The organism is Niveispirillum sp. FG156 (genome assembly GCF_057809555.1).
On record NZ_JBMDKE010000070.1, the window covers coordinates 1 to 17,308 of the forward strand.

The following is a 17,308-nucleotide window of genomic DNA, read 5'->3' on the forward strand; positions in this document are numbered from 1 at the left end:
GTCAGGCTCATAACCTGAAGGCCGCAGGTTCAAATCCTGCCCCCGCATCCACCGATGGTAAGCCAACCGGCAGAGGTAATTCTCTGCCGGTTGTTGCTTTTATAAGCCCTGACAATGCACCCCGCAGAACCGCGCGAACTTCGCCGGGGCGGGATCCCGGCTCCAGCACCACGCCTTGGATCAGGGAGCGGATCGTACCCATCGCCGCGGCGCATTGGTCGGGGTCGGCCAGGTTCTCCTCCAGCCGCGCGATCATTGTCTGGTACTGGCCGGCGATATCAGCCGGCACGTCCAGGGCAGGGATGATGGGCATGGCGGCCAGCTTGGCACGCAGCTCGGCCTCCTGGGCTTCCAGCTCCTCCAGCCGGGCGATCAGGGATTTCTGCCTGGGACTTTCTTCGATTGCCGTCAGGATGGCGGCGACGCGCCGTTCCACGGCGGCCAGGGCCTGCCGCTCCTGTTCCTGGCGACCGCGCAGCTCACGGTTCTGCCGGTCGGCCTCCTCGCTATAGCCTACAAGGGCGTCGGTTACCCTCTCGGGCGTCACCAGCTTATGCCGCAGTCCGTCCAGGACGCGCGCCTCGATCTCCAGGCGCTTGATCGTATGGCCATTACCGCAGGCGCCACGCCGGTAATGGTTGGCGCAGCCGTAACGGCCACGGAAGACGATATTGTACCTGTAGCCGCAGCAGCCACATCGCAGCAGGCCCGACAGCAGGGTGTCGGGCCGGCGGGCGCCCGTCAGCCGGTTGGCATGAGCCTCCCGGGTGGCGGTGATGCTGGTCTCATGCTTGATGGATAGCGCCTGCCGGCGCCGGCGAACCGACTGCCAGAGTTCATCGTCGATGATCTTGAGGTCCGGCACCTCGGTGCGGATCCAGGCGCTCTCCGGATTCAGCTTGGGCACGCGCTTACCACTCGCCGGGTCCTTGCGGTACCGGAGCTTGTTCCAGACCAGCATGCCGACATACAACTGATTATTGAGGATGCCAGTACCCCGCACGACATGTCCCCTGATCGTGGTGTCGCCCCAGATGCTGCCGGCCGGGCCGGGGATACCTTCCGCGTTCAGCCTGCAGGCGATGGCGCGCGGGCTGATGCCATCGGCGAATTCCTGGAAGATGCGACGCACGATGACGGCCTCGGCCTCGTTGATCTGCCGATCCCCCCGGATGGGTTCGCCATGGGCATCGAACTGCCGGACCACGTCATAGCCGTAACAGAGGCCGCCTCCTGCTTTGCCCTTCTCGACCCGGCCGCGTAACCCGCGATGGGTTTTGGCTGCTAAGTCTTTGAGAAACAAGGCATTCATCGTCCCCTTTAGGCCGATATGCATTTCGTTGATTTCGTCGTCAGCCAGCGTGACGATCTTGATGCCCAGGAAGGTCAGCTGCCTGTGCAGAATGGCGATATCGGCCTGGTCCCTCGACAGTCTGTCCAGGGCCTCGGCCAGCACGATGTCAATTGCGCCGGACTGGGCGTCACGAAGCAGCGCCTGAATGCCGGCCCGTCCCACCATGGACGCACCGGAAGTGGCCGCGTCCTTGTAGCAGCCCACGACCTGCCACCCCTGTCGAAGCGCCCGCTCTCGACAAATCCGGATCTGGTCCTCGATGGAGGACGCGCTTTGCTGGTCAGACGAATATCTGGCGTAGATGGCGGCACGCATGCGGGCACTCCAGGATGTGAAATCCAACCTGTTTGGTCGGGTGAAGTCAATGGCGGCGCGGGTGACGCTGTTGACCCCCGGATTATGGGGGCGGGTTATCCGGCTTGACGGCGGTGTTGGCCGCCCGTGCTTGGAAATGCTGGCGGGCCAGCAACTGGCCCAACTCGCGCGCTAACTGCGATATGGTGGCCTCTATGTTGACGCTCTGGCCGCCATTTTCGTTGTGGGCTTCCAGAACGAGCCGCGAGGACACGGTAGCGGATCGCTTGTCGGTTGGGGGTGGGGGCTCGGACATTGTGGCACCTTGGCTTTTGGGCACACGATGCGCCCAATCGCATGGCCATATGCTCCAGCCTCTAAACCCGGCCCACCCTTGATCTGACATTCACAAAAAGCGACCCATGTATGCGCTTTGTGCATGTGGGATTGGGGCTTGGTGCGGTGCCGATATCCAACCATCTGTGGCGCCCAATCAGTGGGTAGCACCTGGATGGTCGGAATAGGCAGGAGCCGACGTCGTCGGGTAACCGTCATCGAGCGGAACCACTCGACATCTGGGAAACGCTTCCCCACACGGCCCTATAGTTCCACCTGCCATTCCGCAGCAACGTTTCCAAAAGTGGCTTGGTGGGTGTCTACCGGCAGGTCAATGTAGTAGTGGGCACCCAGCTCAGCGGGATCGCAGCCACTGAAATGGGCCAGAACACTGAGCACGCTGCGAAGGCAACGCCCCAACCGCTGATGATAAATCTGGATGTCGTCGTGGTGCCGGTCATCAGCGAGGTCAGTGATAGATTGCGCATCGGCGAATGCCAGCATGACCTGCCCCATGGCGCCCACCAATGTCGTGGCAGGTAGACTGATCTTTTCCTCGGCACTCGACACTGCCTTGGTCAGCTTTTGATACTGCCTCTCGAGTTGAGCCTTGCGGGCCGTGCTTGCCCGAAACCACTCAAACTCGTTGGCGTTGATTTCTTCGAGGATGCGGACGACGCGACGGGTAGCTTCGGTGGCCGGGTCGAGTGTGATAGTCTTATGGGTAGCCTTGGGCATCGGGTTCGCTCCGTGTCTGAGGTCAGGCCCGGTGTGGGAGCTACTACCTTCCCGCCGGGCCGTTGAATGAAAGATATTAGATCACATGAGTACAAAATACCCATGCAGTGCACTTGCGTCAAGCGTCATGTGAGATTAATTTGTTCGCATGATTACGCTGACGCAAAGCAAGATGGCCCGAGCGGCTCTCGACTGGAGTATTCGGGACTTGGCTCGGGAAGCCCAGGTCGGGGTCAGTACCGTCGCCCGTTTTGAAAACGGTCAGGGGGAGCCCATTCCTGCAACGGTAGCCGCCATTCAGCGGGCCATGGAGGCCGCCGGAGTGAGGTTCATGGAGGACGGCTGCGTTTGTCCTCCCCCCCGGAAATGACGAGCCCGTTTACCGGCGCGGAAACCGCACGGTCGCAATATGATAAAGCTTCGCAGCCGCCAACGACATACAGGTGCATTTGACGAGAGGAATGGCTTGCTTCAGCCAAGTCTGGCTCGCCGCAAGTTCGTACCATGATGTTGCGGGGCCGGTTCAGATACTGGCGATGCTTCCGCGACCGCCGAATCTCCGCAATTTTTCAGCTGATGGTCTGCAGCCCAGCAAAGCGAGATTTTTCGCATCAACCCATAAATTTTGATGTTTCAGGTACATGAAACGCCGTGCCATATTCCGATGGCTGTCCGAGGGCGTAGCAACCTGACGATGGTGCGCATTGCGCGCGTGAGCACAGGGCAACCCGCTTTGTCGGGCGGCCCACCGAATACAAGACCCTCACACGGCGTCGGGTAGCTCCCGGCGCTGGGGAATAGGTGGGGCGCGTGTCCCTGTGCCCGCGTTGCTAACCGCCCGGCGCCAGCCGGGTTGGGACAAGTGCGCTTATCATGCCACAGGGAGACATGATGACCGACACGCCCTTCGTGCCGTTGGAACCCCATGCTGCCGGCTGTCCGTGCTGCGCAGCTTCGTCCGCAGCCTTCGAGCCCCAAGCTTCGGCTGCCGCGCCGTTTGCGGCCCCACAACCATCCGATTTCCTGCGCATCGGCGACTTCGATCTCCGTGCGTTGCTCTACTATCGCAAGGAGCAGTTAACTGGTGGCTCATACACCGACGGGCTGGGCCGTTGGAATGCCGACGCGCTGGCCGGCAAGGGGCTGACCTATGCCCAGGCTCGGAACTCGGACATCGGGGTGGGGACGCCGGTAACACTGAACTACCATTTCGCCACAGCCCTCCCGTCGTACTTCCAGGACGGGGGCAATCTCGGGGCGGCATCCAGCTTTCGCCCGCTCAGCGAGGACGAAAGGAAAATCGTTCTCGAAGAGCTGCGGAAGATCTCCGACGTCACCGGCATCACGTTTGTTGAATCGTCAAGCGCCGCAGGCAAGACGCTGTCCTTCGCAGCAACCGACATGACGGATAGCGCTGCTGGACGTGGATATTATCCCTCCGCGCTCACGACATTTAGTCCGCCAGACCAGGCGGGTAACCGCCTTATCGACGCCGTGTCCTTCACCCCACAGTCCGGCGACGTGTACCTCGACCGCTCCAATGCCGACAGGTATGCCAGCGGCGGACTTACGTCCGGGGAATACGCCTACCTGGCAGGCGTGATCCGCCACGAGATCGGGCATGCCTTGGGACTTGCCCACACGACCGACGGCGCCGTCACATTGCCGTCGTCCGGCCAGAGCAAGTTCTTGTCGGCCATGGGCTTGACCGGCGCCAACGACGACGTGATCTATGGCATCGACAACGGGGCCTACCTTTGGACCAGGGTCGATACCCTTGGCATTTTGGACATCCTAGCCCTCCAGCACCTTTATGGCAGAAACCCTACCTACAAGGTTGGTGACGATACCTACTCGTGGAATGAGAAGGCGGCATTCAACGCCATCATCTACGATGCGGGGGGAACCGACACGATCGACCTTTCCTCCAGTTCGATGCAGTCCAGGATCGACCTGACCGGGGAGACGGCCTCGTCGGTCAACATGCGGATTACTGATGCGGAAAGGCTGGTCAACACGCCCAAGGGCTGGGCGAACACCGCGGTGACCTACGGCGGTGCCAACAACCTCGGGATCATCGGCACGATCGAGAACGTCAAGGCGGGGTCGGGCAACGACCGGATCAACGGCAACGCCGTGGCGAACGAGGTCTCCGGCGGCGCCGGTAACGACAGCATCTGGGGCGGGGCCGGCGACGATCGGCTGATCCTGGGCACCGGCAACGACCGGGTGGTCGCCGGGAGCGGCAACAACCTCGTCGATGGCGGAACCGGCATCGACGTCGCCGGCCTGTTCGGCTCGCGCGCCAGCCACACGATCACCCGCCAAACGGACGGCAGCTTCAAGGTCGTGGGCCCGGAGGGCACCGGCACCTACCTGGGCACGGAATTCCTGGCCTTCAACGACGGTGGCAAGGTTGGCCTTTGGATGAACGCCGACGTCAAGCTGGGCGGCGGGTTCGACGAGACCTTTTATCTGGCCAATAACCCGGATGTGGCGGTCGCCATCGCCCGCGGGGCATTGACCAGCGGCTTTGCTCATTGGCAGCAGTGGGGCCAGGCCGAAGGCCGGGCCGCCATCGACGCCCGGGCCAACCCGCTCTATGACGAGGTGGGCTACCTGGCGGCCAACCCCGACGTAGCGGCCGCGGTCGCCGGCGGCAGCCTCCGGAGCGGCTATGACCACTATCTGGCCTTCGGCAAGGCAGAAGGGCGCTCCCTGACCCCGCTGTTCGACAGTGCCTATTATCTGGGTAAGAACGCCGACGTCGCCGCAGCCAAGGTCGATCCCTGGTTCCATTTTCTGAACTACGGCTGGCGCGAGGGCCGCGACCCGTCCGCCTATTTGGACGTCAGTGCCTACCTGGACGCCAACACCGACCTGAAGGCCGCCGGTGTCAATCCCCTGACCCATTATCTCCAGTACGGCCAGAGCGAAGGCCGTTTGTTGGTCGCCACCAGCGACCTGGGCCTGGACTGGACCTATTCCGGCTGATCGGCGCGCTGCCGCGACAACCAGCCCTCGGAAACCCTATCCCAAGGATGTGCATCAAATGTCTGATTCCGCCCGCCCGCCGCAGGCCGCTGAACCGATCTATGATTTCAAGACCACGAAGGAAGGTGACAAGATCTTCATGGATGTATTCGTAAAGCAGCCAAGGAGGAGTAAAATCTTTCTTTGCGTGGTTTTCCTGATCATTCTGCCGATCATTATTGCCTTAACAGCAGAGCCATATTCCGGTCTGGCCTTTATTTCAACAATCATGCCTTTGGTGGGCGTATTCTACATTATCTGGCTGCTCTTCAAGGCGGGTAAGCAAATCGCAACGACCCGAATTGAGATCGACGCCAACCGGATCTCCATCCCGAAGACCAATAAGTTCTTCGATGTTGCTCATGTCCGGTCCATTGGATGGGGCTTGACCAGGCCGCGAAAGGAGACGCCGTCGGCCGTCTACTATGGTTCCGGTGTGGCCGGGGCCTTCACCGCCGGTACCCAGAACGCCAGCCAAACCGCCAATGCGGACTTCGTGCGCCAATATGGCTATTGCATCTACCTGGTCTATGGCTCGCGCCGTGAAACCCTTGTTTCCGGGCTTCACGAGGACTTGGTGGAAACGATCTACGACGAGCTCGTCAAAAACCTCAAGACCTGCGGCCACTCGTTCGGCTGATTGAGGCAGGCCCCAGACATGGCAGCCGAGGGCTGCCTTTCGACCACCGCATTCACAACGTCCCGACGGCCCTGGCGATGACCGGGCAAGCGGGGGCGGGTTCAATTCGACCACTGACCACGACTGAAGGAGATGAAATGAGCAATATCTTGAAATACTGCCGGGTGCTGACCCTGGTGCCGCTGCTGATGACGGCAGGGTGCGGCAACGGTGAGCCGGGGGAGGATGATATGCGTAATGCGATCCAGGCCCAGTTCGATAAGGCGAATGAGGCAACCAAAGCCGCTGGGGGTGGGCAGCAGATCGTGCTGAATGAATTCAAAAAGCTGAGTTGCGCCAAGGTCGATGGAAGCACCGTCTTCAACTGCACGGTTACGCTTCGCGTTGATGGACCTTTTCTCAACAACGCGGGCGGGACGACGCAGATGAAGTTCACGCGGGCTGATTCAGGCTGGGTTGTCGTTCAGTGAACCCACGGCACAGATGGGGGCTGTAGAGCCCCCATTAACCGACCAACCTTGAAAGACAGCCGCTACCATCTTCTACCGACATCCATGCCGTTATCCTTGGCGATGCGCTGCATCGACAGTTCGGACAGCAGCCATCCGCCCACGATGCCGGCGATCCCCAATGGCAGAAGCACCGACGTCATCCAAAAAGCAAACCTTGGTCGCCGCCTGGACGGTGCCGCCCCCTGCGGGGCTATATGACACCGGCATTAAGTTTGGCCGCGTACGAACGGCCGAAGCGTCTTTCGGCGGATATATCTGGAGGGGAGCGGCCGTACGCGCGTCTGATAATGCGGCTCTGTATTGTTTCCCGGCAGAGAAGGCTCTGGGATATCGCCGTCTTTCGACCATGAAAATCACCAGTCCGGCTCTGGAACGTCATCATCCCGTTGTGTAGTGTCGCCCCGTACAGGCTCGGATGGTTCAGCAGGCGGCTCACCGCGCATACGCCGCAACAATCTGCGATTAGCCGCCTGTTCGCGTTCCCAATGATCGTCGATGGCAGCGCGACGTTCCTGCTCTTGTCGTTCCCTGACCGCGTTCAACTCTCGCATGATTGCCGCGAACCGTTCATCACGTTTGGCTTGGCCGGCCTGGATTCCCCGGACTCGCCTGCCGAATTCAGCAATTTCAGCAGTGAGGGTTTCGAGCGCGGCGTTGCTTGCCATTATGGTGGATATTTCACTGACGGGCGACGGCGGCGCACCGTCAACGTTGGCACTCCCAGCATCACGCCCGGCAAAGCCTCTCCCCGGCCTTCCCGAGCTGATTGGCTTTCCAACGGCCACGCCCTTGAAGGTGCCCCTTTCGACCCAGTCCGCCAGTTCATCCCTATTCAGCAGGCTGGCAAAGCAGCGGGGTTTGAAAGCCAGCCCCGATTCAGCGGCCCATTCCTGAATAAACTTTTCCTTATCCGTCGACGCGGATTTTGGGCGGGCCACGACGATCCGGCAGTCCACCCTGTGGTGCGCCAACGATTCCAGTACGCGCTGTCGATCCGGCGGCTTGGTGGCGACAACGACCACACGGTCAGCAAGCAGATCACGCGCGCCAACCGCGGTCCGCGCAATCGCATGCTGTAGTCGAACCTGACGGCGCCCGCGACGATCACCCCTGACGACGAGGTCGTCTTCATGGATGATGACTATGCGGCCATAAGGTTCTTGGACTGCCCTTATCACGGCGTTGCCGGAATGATCCCGTCTTGTGTCCTCGACTGTCAGTACGTCGCCATTGACCAGACCCAATTCCTCGTGTGCCTCATAAATGGTGATGCGATCGCCCACGGCGATCCCCATCCTGTGCGAGACGGGTTTTAGCTCCGCACCACCGGCGGTGACGACCACCTGGGAGAATGAACTGACATCGGGGATTTGCAGGTAGGACCTTATCTGCTCGGCCACGGAACGAGCCTCAACATTGCTGGCGCAGATGACGAGATTGTCGCGCATGGCGGCGGCGAATGACTTCCCATTCCGGACATCGTTGGTTATCCATCCCACCACCAGTTCGGCGGCTTTCATCAAGGCTTCATCGGGGCCGGAGACGAGATCAACCCTTCCAGCATCGGCAAGACCAAGCAGCGCTTCCACGGGCCGGCCCGCGACGGTATCCAGGCAGGCTCGCTGGATGTCATTGTCGATATCCGCGTCAGGCCAAGGGCGCCTGATTTCGGGATCCGATGCCACGATGGTACGAAAGGCCAACCCCTGATCATAGGCGCTATCGACTATCCTGTCGTCGCCGGCGATGATGACCTTGGCGCCGGTGGCGTGTGCCTGCTCCAGCACGGTGTCCATCCGTCGGGTGGAGATCATATGGGCGTCGTCGATGATCAGAACATGCCGCTTTTCCAGCGCCTTTATGCCGGCGTTTGGGGCGAAGGGGCCCGCAAAGTTCCAAATGTCAGTGGCCTTCACGCCATATTTGTCGCTGATCCGCTTCGCCGCCATGATGCTCGGCATCAGGAATTCGACAGGATGGCCTGCGAGGCGGTGGGCTTCGGCGACGGCCGTTAGCAACATGGTTTTTCCTGAACCCGACCTCCCGCGCAGTACCTTGACGCCGCCGGCGCTTACCGACAGCCGGATTACATGGCGTTCCTGCCACGCCGTCAGTCTGGCTCCACTTCCACACCGGGTACCCAGATTTTCGTTGGCACGGTCGATGGCCATTTTCGCATCCAGCAAAGCCAGGCGTGGCTTCTCGCCTTGGCGGCCAATCGACCATTGAAGAATACGCCGCTCGCGCTCCAGCAACCCTGTGGATATGAAAAACTCGCTCTCCCGCTGCCGGCCCAAGGGCACAAGGCGTCGGATGATATGGTCAGCACGATGGATCGCCGCTTTGGCCGTCAATGAACCGTCGGAGGATGCCAGCGCGGCTACGGCCGTCCTTACCTGCCGACAGGTCATAATGGAGGTGCAGGTGGCAGCGATGAGTTGTTCATCGCTGAGATCCCTGGTGACCGGATCAGATCGAAGACGGCTCATTTCAGCGAAGCGGACGACATCCGTCCAGTTTGCGTTCCATTCCGATAAGCGATGCGTCCATTCCGCCTTCAACGCTGACAAACGGGGTAAGAGCTCTTTCGGTCCTCGGGAGGAAACGGCCGTGCGCCTCGCCAATGACGCCAGGTTGGCGTCGGTCCGCCGTTGTCCAGTAATCTCATGCATACGCCGCAGAATCTCGGCGCGCCTGGAACTAAAGGGCTGCACCCAGGTGATCGGCATCATGAGGTCGAACTGACCCTTGCCCGTCTTCTGTAGGGCAAGTCCCCGGGCAGCCAGCCGTGCCGCGAACTCGGCCCGGAAGAGGGCGCCAATCATCATGTGGTCCTTGAAGATGCGTTCGCCATTGAGGGCACCCCATGTGCCATCCATCCGCTGCGCAAGATTGGGGACATAGACGTGAAAATGCTCCTGGGGATCGGCTATGTTGGCCGTTGAACCGTCATTTCCCCGTGCGGTCCGATGAGCCCAGATCGTGGCCGGGACGCTGGCGACTATTTCCAGCTTCAGGGTATGCTTGTTTGCGCTGCCCCGGCGGGCCATGAAGGTCCCGGTGAGATAGGCGATATTCAGTGCCTCGCGGATAGAGGCATCGGCGTCCCCCCGGATGCTGTCAGCGACATCCGCCTTGCCGACCTCCTCCAGGGCGGTCAGATATAGCGAAACACCTTTGGCCAGGGAGAAGGTCAAGTCGGTGCCGCGTACGCGCCGTACCCGACCGGCATTCCAGACCTTGAATCTCAGATTGGGGGAACGACCATCCATGGTGGTTAGGAAAGGTGCCAAATCGGTTACAGGCCCTGTGGGCATGCCGGTCGTGGATCCGATCACCAGCCAGGTGCCGGGACCCTCGTCACCTTGACCTTCCGCACCGCGCTCCAGATTCTCCATCGTGGCGGCGTCGGCGTCCACCGATGGCCGCTCCTCTATGGACCTTGCCGTCATTAGCTTGGTCAACTGCGACGCATAATATCGGCGCGCCTCTCGCACGGGGTAGAGAACGTCACGAATGGGTGTACAGCCGACCGTCACCGTTGCCCTCCGGGCAGGCGGTTACGGATCCATTCCAGTTCCTGCTGAAGGATATTCACGGCCTCCAGAAGGGACAACTGGTCCCTGGAAATGCTGCGAATGATGGTGGCGGTGTCCATACCGGCCCCATCCCCATCGGGGGCGAGTTGGCGCATTGCATGGGCAAGAGCTTCCATGACCGCAGCAAACCTTTGCTCTCGTTCGGCATGGGCGGTGGTCAAGACTTCGACGTGTTGCGCGATCCTTGCCACGTAGGCAGCATACCGCTGCTCCATGACGTCCGTCACATGGCTGGTGATGGTGCCCATCATCGCCCCGGTCGCCTGGTCGAGCTTTGCATCGATCGCCGAGGCAACGGTGTCGACCACCCGCCGCGCTGCACGGTCGATCGCCAGCCCTGTCTTGGGAGATGGTGGAAGGCGGATGGAAGACGATGCAAGGCGCGTGCTGATCGCTTCGGAGATCAAACGGGTGATGACCTCTTCCCGTTCGATACCATCGTCCTCGGCCATCGCAATGATGATCCGCATGAGGGGGTCCGGCACGGTGTATCGTGCCTCCGCGGATGTCAGGCCATCCATCCGCGGCTTCCGTCCGCGCTTACCCGGCTTGTCCACGGGCTCCGGATTCATCGCGGTTCTCCAACTCGTTGGAAGCTATTATTATATAATTTAGCGGTTGGAAATTAGTAGTCCCAAGCTGGGGTTTCGTGGTCAGTCTTAGGACATGGTGTCCCAGTTCGTCAGAGAATGGGTAATCGTAAAAATTCTTACAAACATGCCGATAAAAGCACAATTCTGGCAATTAAATTTCCATACAACAGGTGCAATAGGTGTAAGACACGACAAGCGGCTATCAGACATAAATTATACGACTAATACATGTGGTTGCCCAATTATGCCACGGAGGCTGGCTTCGAGGTTGGGGGGGCACCTCGATGATGGCGGCGAAGGCCACGGGAGAAGCAAGGTCGAACGCGGCGATGGAAAGTTCATCCAGAGGGCCACTGGACGACGTCGCCACCATCAGGTTGACATGGCGACGAGGGTGGGCGAGCGCGGCGATATCATCAAGACCCTGCACCGGGAACTGGCCGCGCAGAACCTGACCCGCGCGCCAAGCGACCTGATCATCCATGATCTCAGTGCTGCCAATGCCCAACCCGTCACCGGCCGTGTCATTGCGCGCGGCCTGTCGGACGAGGTGAGTGATCGCCACTATCTGATCATCGACGCCACCGATGGCCGCACCCACTACGTCGATATCGGCAGGGGCGAAGACACGGAGCCGACGCCGCCGGGCAGCATCCTGCGCGCAGAGCCCCGCGCTATAGACCCACGCCCCATGGATCGCCGCATCATGGAGATTGCCGCAGCCAATAGTGGCCCCTACAGCATCGACATCCACTTGCGCTACGATCCTACGGCCAGCGAAGCCTTTGCCGACACCCATGTCCGGCGGCTGGAGGCGATGCGCCGTCTGACCAATGCCGTCACCCGCGAGCCGGATGGCACCTGGATCATCCAATCCGACCACCTCGACCGCGTTGCCGACTATGAGCGTACCCAGGCCCGGTTCAACCCAGTCACCGTCCGGGTACGGTCACCCTGCCGTTGGATCAGCAGATCACCACCGACGGTGCCACCTGGCTGGACCGCGAGTTGGTTACCACTAACGCGCGCCGCTGCGCGATGCTGGTTTCGGTCGCGAGGTGCGCGACGCCCAGGACCGCCGCCGACAATGGCTGATGGTCGAGGATCTGGCCCGTGAGGAGCATGGCCGAACCTTCTTCCATTCGGACCTGCTGGCGACCCCGCGGCGGCGGGAGTTGCTGCGGGTTGCCGGTCAACTGTCTGATGAGTTGGGCTTGCCCTATGCCACCCTATCCCGTGGCCAACCCATTGAGGGCACCTACCGCCGGGCCGTGACTCTTGCCAGCGAGAAGCTGGCCCTTATCGAACGCAGCCATGACTTCACGCTGGTGCCTTGGCGTCCCGTCCTGGACCAGCATCTGGGACAGCAGATGTCGGGGATTGTCAGCAGCGATGGTGTGACCTGGAACTTCGGGCGACAGCGCGGTGGGCCGGCGATTGAGTAAGATTGACTGCTCTATACCAAAAGGCGGGCACATGGAAATGCTTTGTACGCCGTCGCTCCACGGCCAACCCATTGGCCTTTACGTTCAGTCGGAATGGTCCGGGAGATCTCGGGGCATGGCCCGAAGCGCCTATCATTCAAAAAACGCCTCATGCGTAGGGCCTACCTATTGGGCGACTAAAGTTGAAAGCCAGCTGGTCAAGCAGATACTCCGGCACCACCACATTGTGGACGTTGTCATTCAGTGAGTGGCTACTGGTCTTGGTATGGTAAGCGGCGATCCTTCATTCAGGACATAGGCGATTGAAAACACCTCTCCGGGCTACTGGGCGTTGCAGACCAGTCGCGTTCAGTCGCCTAACCGGATGAAGAGGTTCTCCAACCTGCGGAGTCCGGCGAGGATTGCCGATCCTATACCGCAGTTGACTTTAGCGGTGGTAACCCGTGGGTTTCCGACCCCGGCCGGCTTCTGCCAGCTTGACAGCGATCTCCGGGTCGAGCGGCATCACCGCCATGATCGGCACCGTGGCCCGGCCGGTATTGCCCCTGGGCGCTTTGCCCAGCAGGGAGCCGATGCCCGCCACGGCGATGCGCGCGACCTGCCCCCGCACCTCCATCCAGTCGCCCAGGCCGATGGCGAAGCGCAGCATCGCCAGATGCACCCTGGTATGCAGCCAAGCGTCCGGCTGTGACAGGACATGCGCCCTCTCCAGTGCGGTCCAGGCGTCAGCCGTGTGGCTGTCGCGCCGGGCGCGGTGATGGCTGGCCAGTTCCTCTTCCACGAACCGTTTCAACATTGTCATGGGCGTCACTCCGTCGCCAGGGTCTGGGGCAAGGTGCGGGGCAGGGTGCCAAGCGGCGGCTGCGCCAGCTCGCGCCGGGCCTGCATGACGATCTGCACGGCACCCGACAGGGCGAGCCAGGCCATGATGGCGGCCACGATGAGGTCGGGCCAGTTGCTGCCCGTGCCGAAGACGCCGGCGGCGGCCAGCATGACGGCGATATTGCCGATGGCGTCGTTGCGTGAGCAGATCCACACCGAGCGCATGTTGGCGTCGCCCTGGCGGAAGGCGTAGAGCAGGGCGACCGTGGCCATGTTCGCCACCAGCGCCAGCAGGCCCACGACACCCATCACCTCTGCCTCCGGCACCTGGCCGTTGAAGAGGCGCCAGACGATGTTGCTGGCCACGAGGAGGCCGATGAGGCCCATGGATAGGCCCTTGACCAGGGCTGCCCTGGCGCGCATGGCCAGGGCGGCGCCCAGCACGAATAGGCTGATGGCGTAGTTGGCGCTGTCGGCCAGGAAGTCCGCACTGTCGGCCAGCAGCGAGGCGGAACCGGCGGCGGCCCCCGCCACGATCTCCACGGCGAACAGGCTGGCATTGATGATCAGTGCCGCCCACAGCACGCGGCGGTAGGCGGGGTCGACGGCCGGTTTCGCCGGGCCGGTGTTGCAGCAGGAAGCGCCCATGTCCTTCTCCTTGATGGCGTTCCTGCGTAAGCTGGGGCCTGTAGCGGCTACAGGGTCAAGGGGTATTTCCATGGGTGCGCAGGGAATGAATATCGGCCGTCTGGGCAAGCTGACCGACACCAATATCGAGACCATCCGCTATTACGAGCGGATCGGCCTGCTGCCACCCCCGCCCCGCACGGAGGGCAACTACCGGGCCTACGACCAGTCCCATGTGCGGCGCCTGTCCTTCGTGCGGCGGGCGCGGGCGCTGGGCTTCCATCTGGATACGATCCGGGCCTTGCTGGACGTGGCCGACAGGCCGGACCAGCCCTGCTGCGACGTCGACGCCCTGGCCCAGGCCCAGATCCGCGAGGTGGAGGCCAAGATCGCCGACCTGAACCGCCTACGCGACGAGCTGGTGCGCATTGCGGGCCAGTGCGGCGGCGGTCGCATCGCCGATTGCCGCATCATCGAAGCCCTGTCGCCGGAAACCGGCGCGGCCGAAACTGGCCGGCGATAATCGGGGCAGGGAGTAGGGAAACTGGTTGCCAGCCTACAGCCAGCGCCTCACCCGAGCGGCGTAGGAATCGAATTCGGTTCCGAATTGAGCGCGGAGTGCCCGTTCCTCCGGCCTGATCTGGAACAGGGTCAGGTAGAGGACGAACAAGGGCAGCACCAGGAAGGCGGAGAGCGTGGCCAGATACAGCGCCCATGCCAGCAAGACGACCAGAAAGCCGAGATACATCGGATTGCGCGTATGGTGGTAGATACCGCGCATCTGTTGATTTCCACGCGGAACTGACCCGGGATTTCCGTCGAGAATTGACCCACCTATGAGTTATGCGGCTTGGTTCATGATTGGGTCAAGGCATGTGGATTTCCCTTTCTCTTGCCGGATGCTGCGGCGGTGCTGGCCTTGAAACGAAAGCTGTCATTTCCGGTTTCGACGATGTGGCAGCGGTGCGTCAGGCGGTCGAGCAAGGCTGTGGTCATTTTGGCATCGCCAAAGACGGTGGCCCATTCGCTGAAACTGAGGTTGGTGGTTATGATGACGCTGGTCCGCTCATAGAGTTTGCTGAGCAGGTGGAATAGCAACGCGCCGCCAGATGCGCTGAACGGCAGGTACCCGAGTTGGTCCAGGATCACGAGATCCAGACGTGTCATGGCCTCGGCCAGCTGTCCGGCCTTTCCCTTGGCCTTCTCCTGCTCGAGAGCGTTGACGAGTTCAATGGTCGATATGAACCGGACCTTACGACGATGATGTTCGATGGCCTGAATGGCGATAGCCGTTGCGACGTGGGTTTTTCCGGTACCGGGTGATCCAACCGCATACTGCCCATTCACAGGGCGATGTGGTTACCGTGTATTACCGATTTCACCCCCGGCACGGTGTGTTATGTCCCGTCAGATTGTGTAGAGTTTCGACTGGGCTTTTGTAGCCGAGGCAGCGAAGCCTTGTGAGATTGTAGTTTTGGACGAAGGTTTTGAGGAAGTCATTTCGCTCCTTTTGTGTGGCGAATTTGTTTTTACCGCGATTGGCCCCTGTTGAAGGGCGTTCGCGGATGGCTTCGCTGATGCGCCTGTTGAAGCGCTCGACCATGCCATTTGTCTGGGGATGGAAGGGCTTTGTCAGGCGATGCTTGATATTGTTCTGCGCACATGTCCTGTCGAAAGGATGATTGCCGGAGGGTTGGCCCTCGGGCTTTCCCTTCATATCGACGGCAAATTTGTCGGTGAACTCGCTGCCATTGTCGGTGAGGATAGTGTGAACGCGGTGGGGGAAGGCCTCCAGGAAACGAACCAGGCAGGCATTGACGGTTTCGGCCCGTCTGTCGCTCATGATCTCGATATGAACGAAGCGGGTTACACGGTCGATGGCGACGAAAACATAGGCAGGCTGGCCTTCCAGCCGAGGCAGATGTTTGAGGTCGATATGGATGAACCCGCAGGTCGTCTGGTCGAACTTACCGCTGCCAGCGGCAGGCTTATCCTCCACCATGACCGGACGCTGCGCCACGCTGAGCCTGTGCAAGGCCCGGTGGATCGCGCTGCGCGAGAGCTTCGGGTTGACGCAGCGTTTCATCACCTCGACAATATCGTCCAGGCCGAGACCAACGTCCCGCCGCAATTCAACGATCAACGCTTCCTCGGCCGCCGTCGTACTCTGGCCCAGATTATGGCGAACGTGGGAGCCATCTCCCGTCTGATCCCGGCCTTTCCAGCGACGGATCGTCGTTTCGCTGACGTTCAGTTCAATCGCCAGTTCCGACACTGACGCATCGCTCGACTGAATGTAAGCCCGTGTCCTCGGTGTTGTCTTGGCATTCTTGTGCAGATTAATCAGCATGGTACCCTGCGATCCGTAGATGGGCTATGCCCCGAGCAATATTACCCAACTCTACACAATCTGACGGGACATAACACCGAGGCGCGCTACGAGGCTGACCTTGCGCGGCGTCAGTACGATGCCGTCGATCCCGGCAATCGTCTCGTCGCTGGAGAACTTGAGCGGCGCTGGAATGACCGTCTCGTCGATGTCGCTCGACTTGAAGATCAATTGACTGGCCAGCCGGGCAAGGATGCGGGTGCGCTCACCGAGCAAGAGAAAGCACATCTCATGGCTCTGGGCCGGGATTTGGACGCCGCTTGGTACCATCCAGCCGCGACTGCGGAAACCCGCAAGCGCATCGTCCGCACCGCCATCCATGAAATCATCGTCAAGCTTGAGGATGAACGCATCAATCTAGTCATTCACTGGGCGGGCGGTGATCACACCCGTTTAACCGTGCCGAAGAACCGGCCCGGTCATCATCGCTGGGTCGGCGACCCTGAAACGGGCGACCTGATCCATCGTCTGGCGCGTCAGCAACCCGATGCCGCCATTGCGTCGATCCTGAACCGGATCGGCAAACGGACCGGCAGAGGGAATACATGGACAGAGGTTCGTGTCCGTGGGTATCGCAACGATCATGGGATCGCAGTATTCAGGCCGGGGGAAATGGCCGAGCGCGGTGAACTGACGCTGGAGGGGGCCGCCGACAGGTTGAATGTCAGCAAGATGACAGTCCTGCGCCTGATCAGCGCCGGTACCATCCAGGGCTATCAGGCCTGTAAAGGGGGGCCTTGGGCGATCCCAGCACATCAACTCTCCACACTGCCATCTCCGTTGCGCCCCCAAAGCCGCCCGGTAACATCAGACCCCAATCAGTTTTCGTTGGAACTTCAATGACGTAGAAAGGTGGGCATCATGAGACCCGACCAGGGCCACCGATCAACACGACATTCTGCGCGCCGTCGATGAACGCGCAGCTG

General features: G+C 61.0%; 17 protein-coding genes. 8 read left to right on the forward strand and 9 right to left on the reverse strand.

Going from position 1 to position 17,308, the window contains the following annotated elements; genetic code table 11:
• Positions 1–7 precede the first annotated feature (7 nt).
• Entirely contained in the window at positions 8–1,669 is a 1,662-nt protein-coding gene (locus tag ACODSP_RS27390) for a recombinase family protein (RefSeq protein ID WP_488968682.1), read from the reverse strand.
• A 579-nt stretch (positions 1,670–2,248) separates the two neighbouring features.
• Positions 2,249–2,722: a hypothetical protein gene (locus ACODSP_RS27395; protein WP_488968683.1), complete on the reverse strand. Its 474-nt coding sequence runs from the start codon at positions 2,720–2,722 to the stop codon at positions 2,249–2,251.
• 172 nt (positions 2,723–2,894) lie between these two features.
• Between ACODSP_RS27395 and ACODSP_RS27400 the strand changes: the two genes are divergently transcribed.
• The 4 genes from ACODSP_RS27400 (at position 2,895) to ACODSP_RS27415 (ending at position 6,865) form a co-directional block, all read left to right on the forward strand.
• The gene (locus tag ACODSP_RS27400) at positions 2,895–3,092 is read left to right on the forward strand and encodes a helix-turn-helix domain-containing protein (RefSeq protein WP_488968698.1); all 198 of its coding nucleotides are present in this window, start codon (positions 2,895–2,897) and stop codon (positions 3,090–3,092) included.
• Between the two features lie 518 nt (positions 3,093–3,610).
• Complete coding sequence (locus ACODSP_RS27405) at positions 3,611–5,716, forward strand: matrixin family metalloprotease (RefSeq protein ID WP_488968684.1); 2,106 nt, start codon at positions 3,611–3,613, stop codon at positions 5,714–5,716.
• Between the two features lie 58 nt (positions 5,717–5,774).
• Positions 5,775–6,395 (forward strand): hypothetical protein, encoded by a 621-nt coding sequence (locus ACODSP_RS27410; RefSeq protein WP_488968685.1) that lies wholly within the window; start codon positions 5,775–5,777, stop codon positions 6,393–6,395.
• Positions 6,396–6,532: 137 nt separating this feature from the next.
• Positions 6,533–6,865: a hypothetical protein gene (locus ACODSP_RS27415; protein ID WP_488968686.1), complete on the forward strand. Its 333-nt coding sequence runs from the start codon at positions 6,533–6,535 to the stop codon at positions 6,863–6,865.
• A gap of 395 nt (positions 6,866–7,260) precedes the next feature.
• Here the strand turns inward: ACODSP_RS27415 and mobF are convergent, their stop codons facing one another.
• Positions 7,261–10,326 carry a MobF family relaxase gene (mobF, locus tag ACODSP_RS27420; protein WP_488968687.1) on the reverse strand — a complete coding sequence of 1,022 codons (3,066 nt, stop codon included), beginning with the start codon at positions 10,324–10,326 and terminating at the stop codon, positions 7,261–7,263.
• A gap of 116 nt (positions 10,327–10,442) precedes the next feature.
• Positions 10,443–11,078 (reverse strand): hypothetical protein, encoded by a 636-nt coding sequence (locus ACODSP_RS27425; protein WP_488968688.1) that lies wholly within the window; start codon positions 11,076–11,078, stop codon positions 10,443–10,445.
• 403 nt (positions 11,079–11,481) lie between these two features.
• Here ACODSP_RS27425 and ACODSP_RS27430 point away from each other — a divergent pair, with 403 nt between their 5' ends.
• Together ACODSP_RS27430 and ACODSP_RS27435 are read left to right on the forward strand one after the other, a co-directional pair.
• A complete protein-coding gene (locus ACODSP_RS27430) occupies positions 11,482–12,216 on the forward strand; it encodes a DUF3363 domain-containing protein (protein WP_488968689.1) in 735 nt (244 codons plus the stop codon).
• Entirely contained in the window at positions 12,158–12,544 is a 387-nt protein-coding gene (locus tag ACODSP_RS27435) for a DUF3363 domain-containing protein (protein WP_488968690.1), read from the forward strand. Before ACODSP_RS27430 ends, ACODSP_RS27435 begins: the two co-directional genes overlap by 59 nt.
• Before the next feature lie 427 nt (positions 12,545–12,971).
• Here ACODSP_RS27435 and ACODSP_RS27440 read toward each other — a convergent pair whose 3' ends face one another.
• Positions 12,972–13,346 (reverse strand): DUF3703 domain-containing protein, encoded by a 375-nt coding sequence (locus ACODSP_RS27440; protein WP_488968691.1) that lies wholly within the window; start codon positions 13,344–13,346, stop codon positions 12,972–12,974.
• 5 nt (positions 13,347–13,351) lie between these two features.
• Positions 13,352–14,014 (reverse strand): cation efflux transmembrane domain-containing protein, encoded by a 663-nt coding sequence (locus ACODSP_RS27445; protein ID WP_488968692.1) that lies wholly within the window; start codon positions 14,012–14,014, stop codon positions 13,352–13,354.
• Positions 14,015–14,099: 85 nt separating this feature from the next.
• On the opposite strand from ACODSP_RS27445, the gene ACODSP_RS27450 reads away from it, so the two are divergent.
• The gene (locus ACODSP_RS27450; RefSeq protein ID WP_488968693.1) at positions 14,100–14,516 is read left to right on the forward strand and encodes a MerR family transcriptional regulator; all 417 of its coding nucleotides are present in this window, start codon (positions 14,100–14,102) and stop codon (positions 14,514–14,516) included.
• Positions 14,517–14,549: 33 nt separating this feature from the next.
• Here ACODSP_RS27450 and ACODSP_RS27455 read toward each other — a convergent pair whose 3' ends face one another.
• From ACODSP_RS27455 to ACODSP_RS27465, 3 genes are all read right to left on the reverse strand, one after another.
• Complete coding sequence (locus ACODSP_RS27455; RefSeq protein WP_488968694.1) at positions 14,550–14,774, reverse strand: methyltransferase family protein; 225 nt, start codon at positions 14,772–14,774, stop codon at positions 14,550–14,552.
• Positions 14,775–14,848: 74 nt separating this feature from the next.
• Positions 14,849–15,340: an ATP-binding protein gene (locus ACODSP_RS27460; RefSeq protein WP_488968695.1), complete on the reverse strand. Its 492-nt coding sequence runs from the start codon at positions 15,338–15,340 to the stop codon at positions 14,849–14,851.
• A gap of 31 nt (positions 15,341–15,371) precedes the next feature.
• Positions 15,372–16,343 carry a DDE-type integrase/transposase/recombinase gene (locus tag ACODSP_RS27465; protein ID WP_488968696.1) on the reverse strand — a complete coding sequence of 324 codons (972 nt, stop codon included), beginning with the start codon at positions 16,341–16,343 and terminating at the stop codon, positions 15,372–15,374.
• Between ACODSP_RS27465 and ACODSP_RS27470 the strand changes: the two genes are divergently transcribed.
• The gene (locus ACODSP_RS27470; RefSeq protein ID WP_488968697.1) at positions 16,326–17,225 is read left to right on the forward strand and encodes a helix-turn-helix domain-containing protein; all 900 of its coding nucleotides are present in this window, start codon (positions 16,326–16,328) and stop codon (positions 17,223–17,225) included. The genes ACODSP_RS27465 and ACODSP_RS27470 overlap by 18 nt on opposite strands.
• The last annotated feature ends 83 nt before the right edge of the window (positions 17,226–17,308 follow it).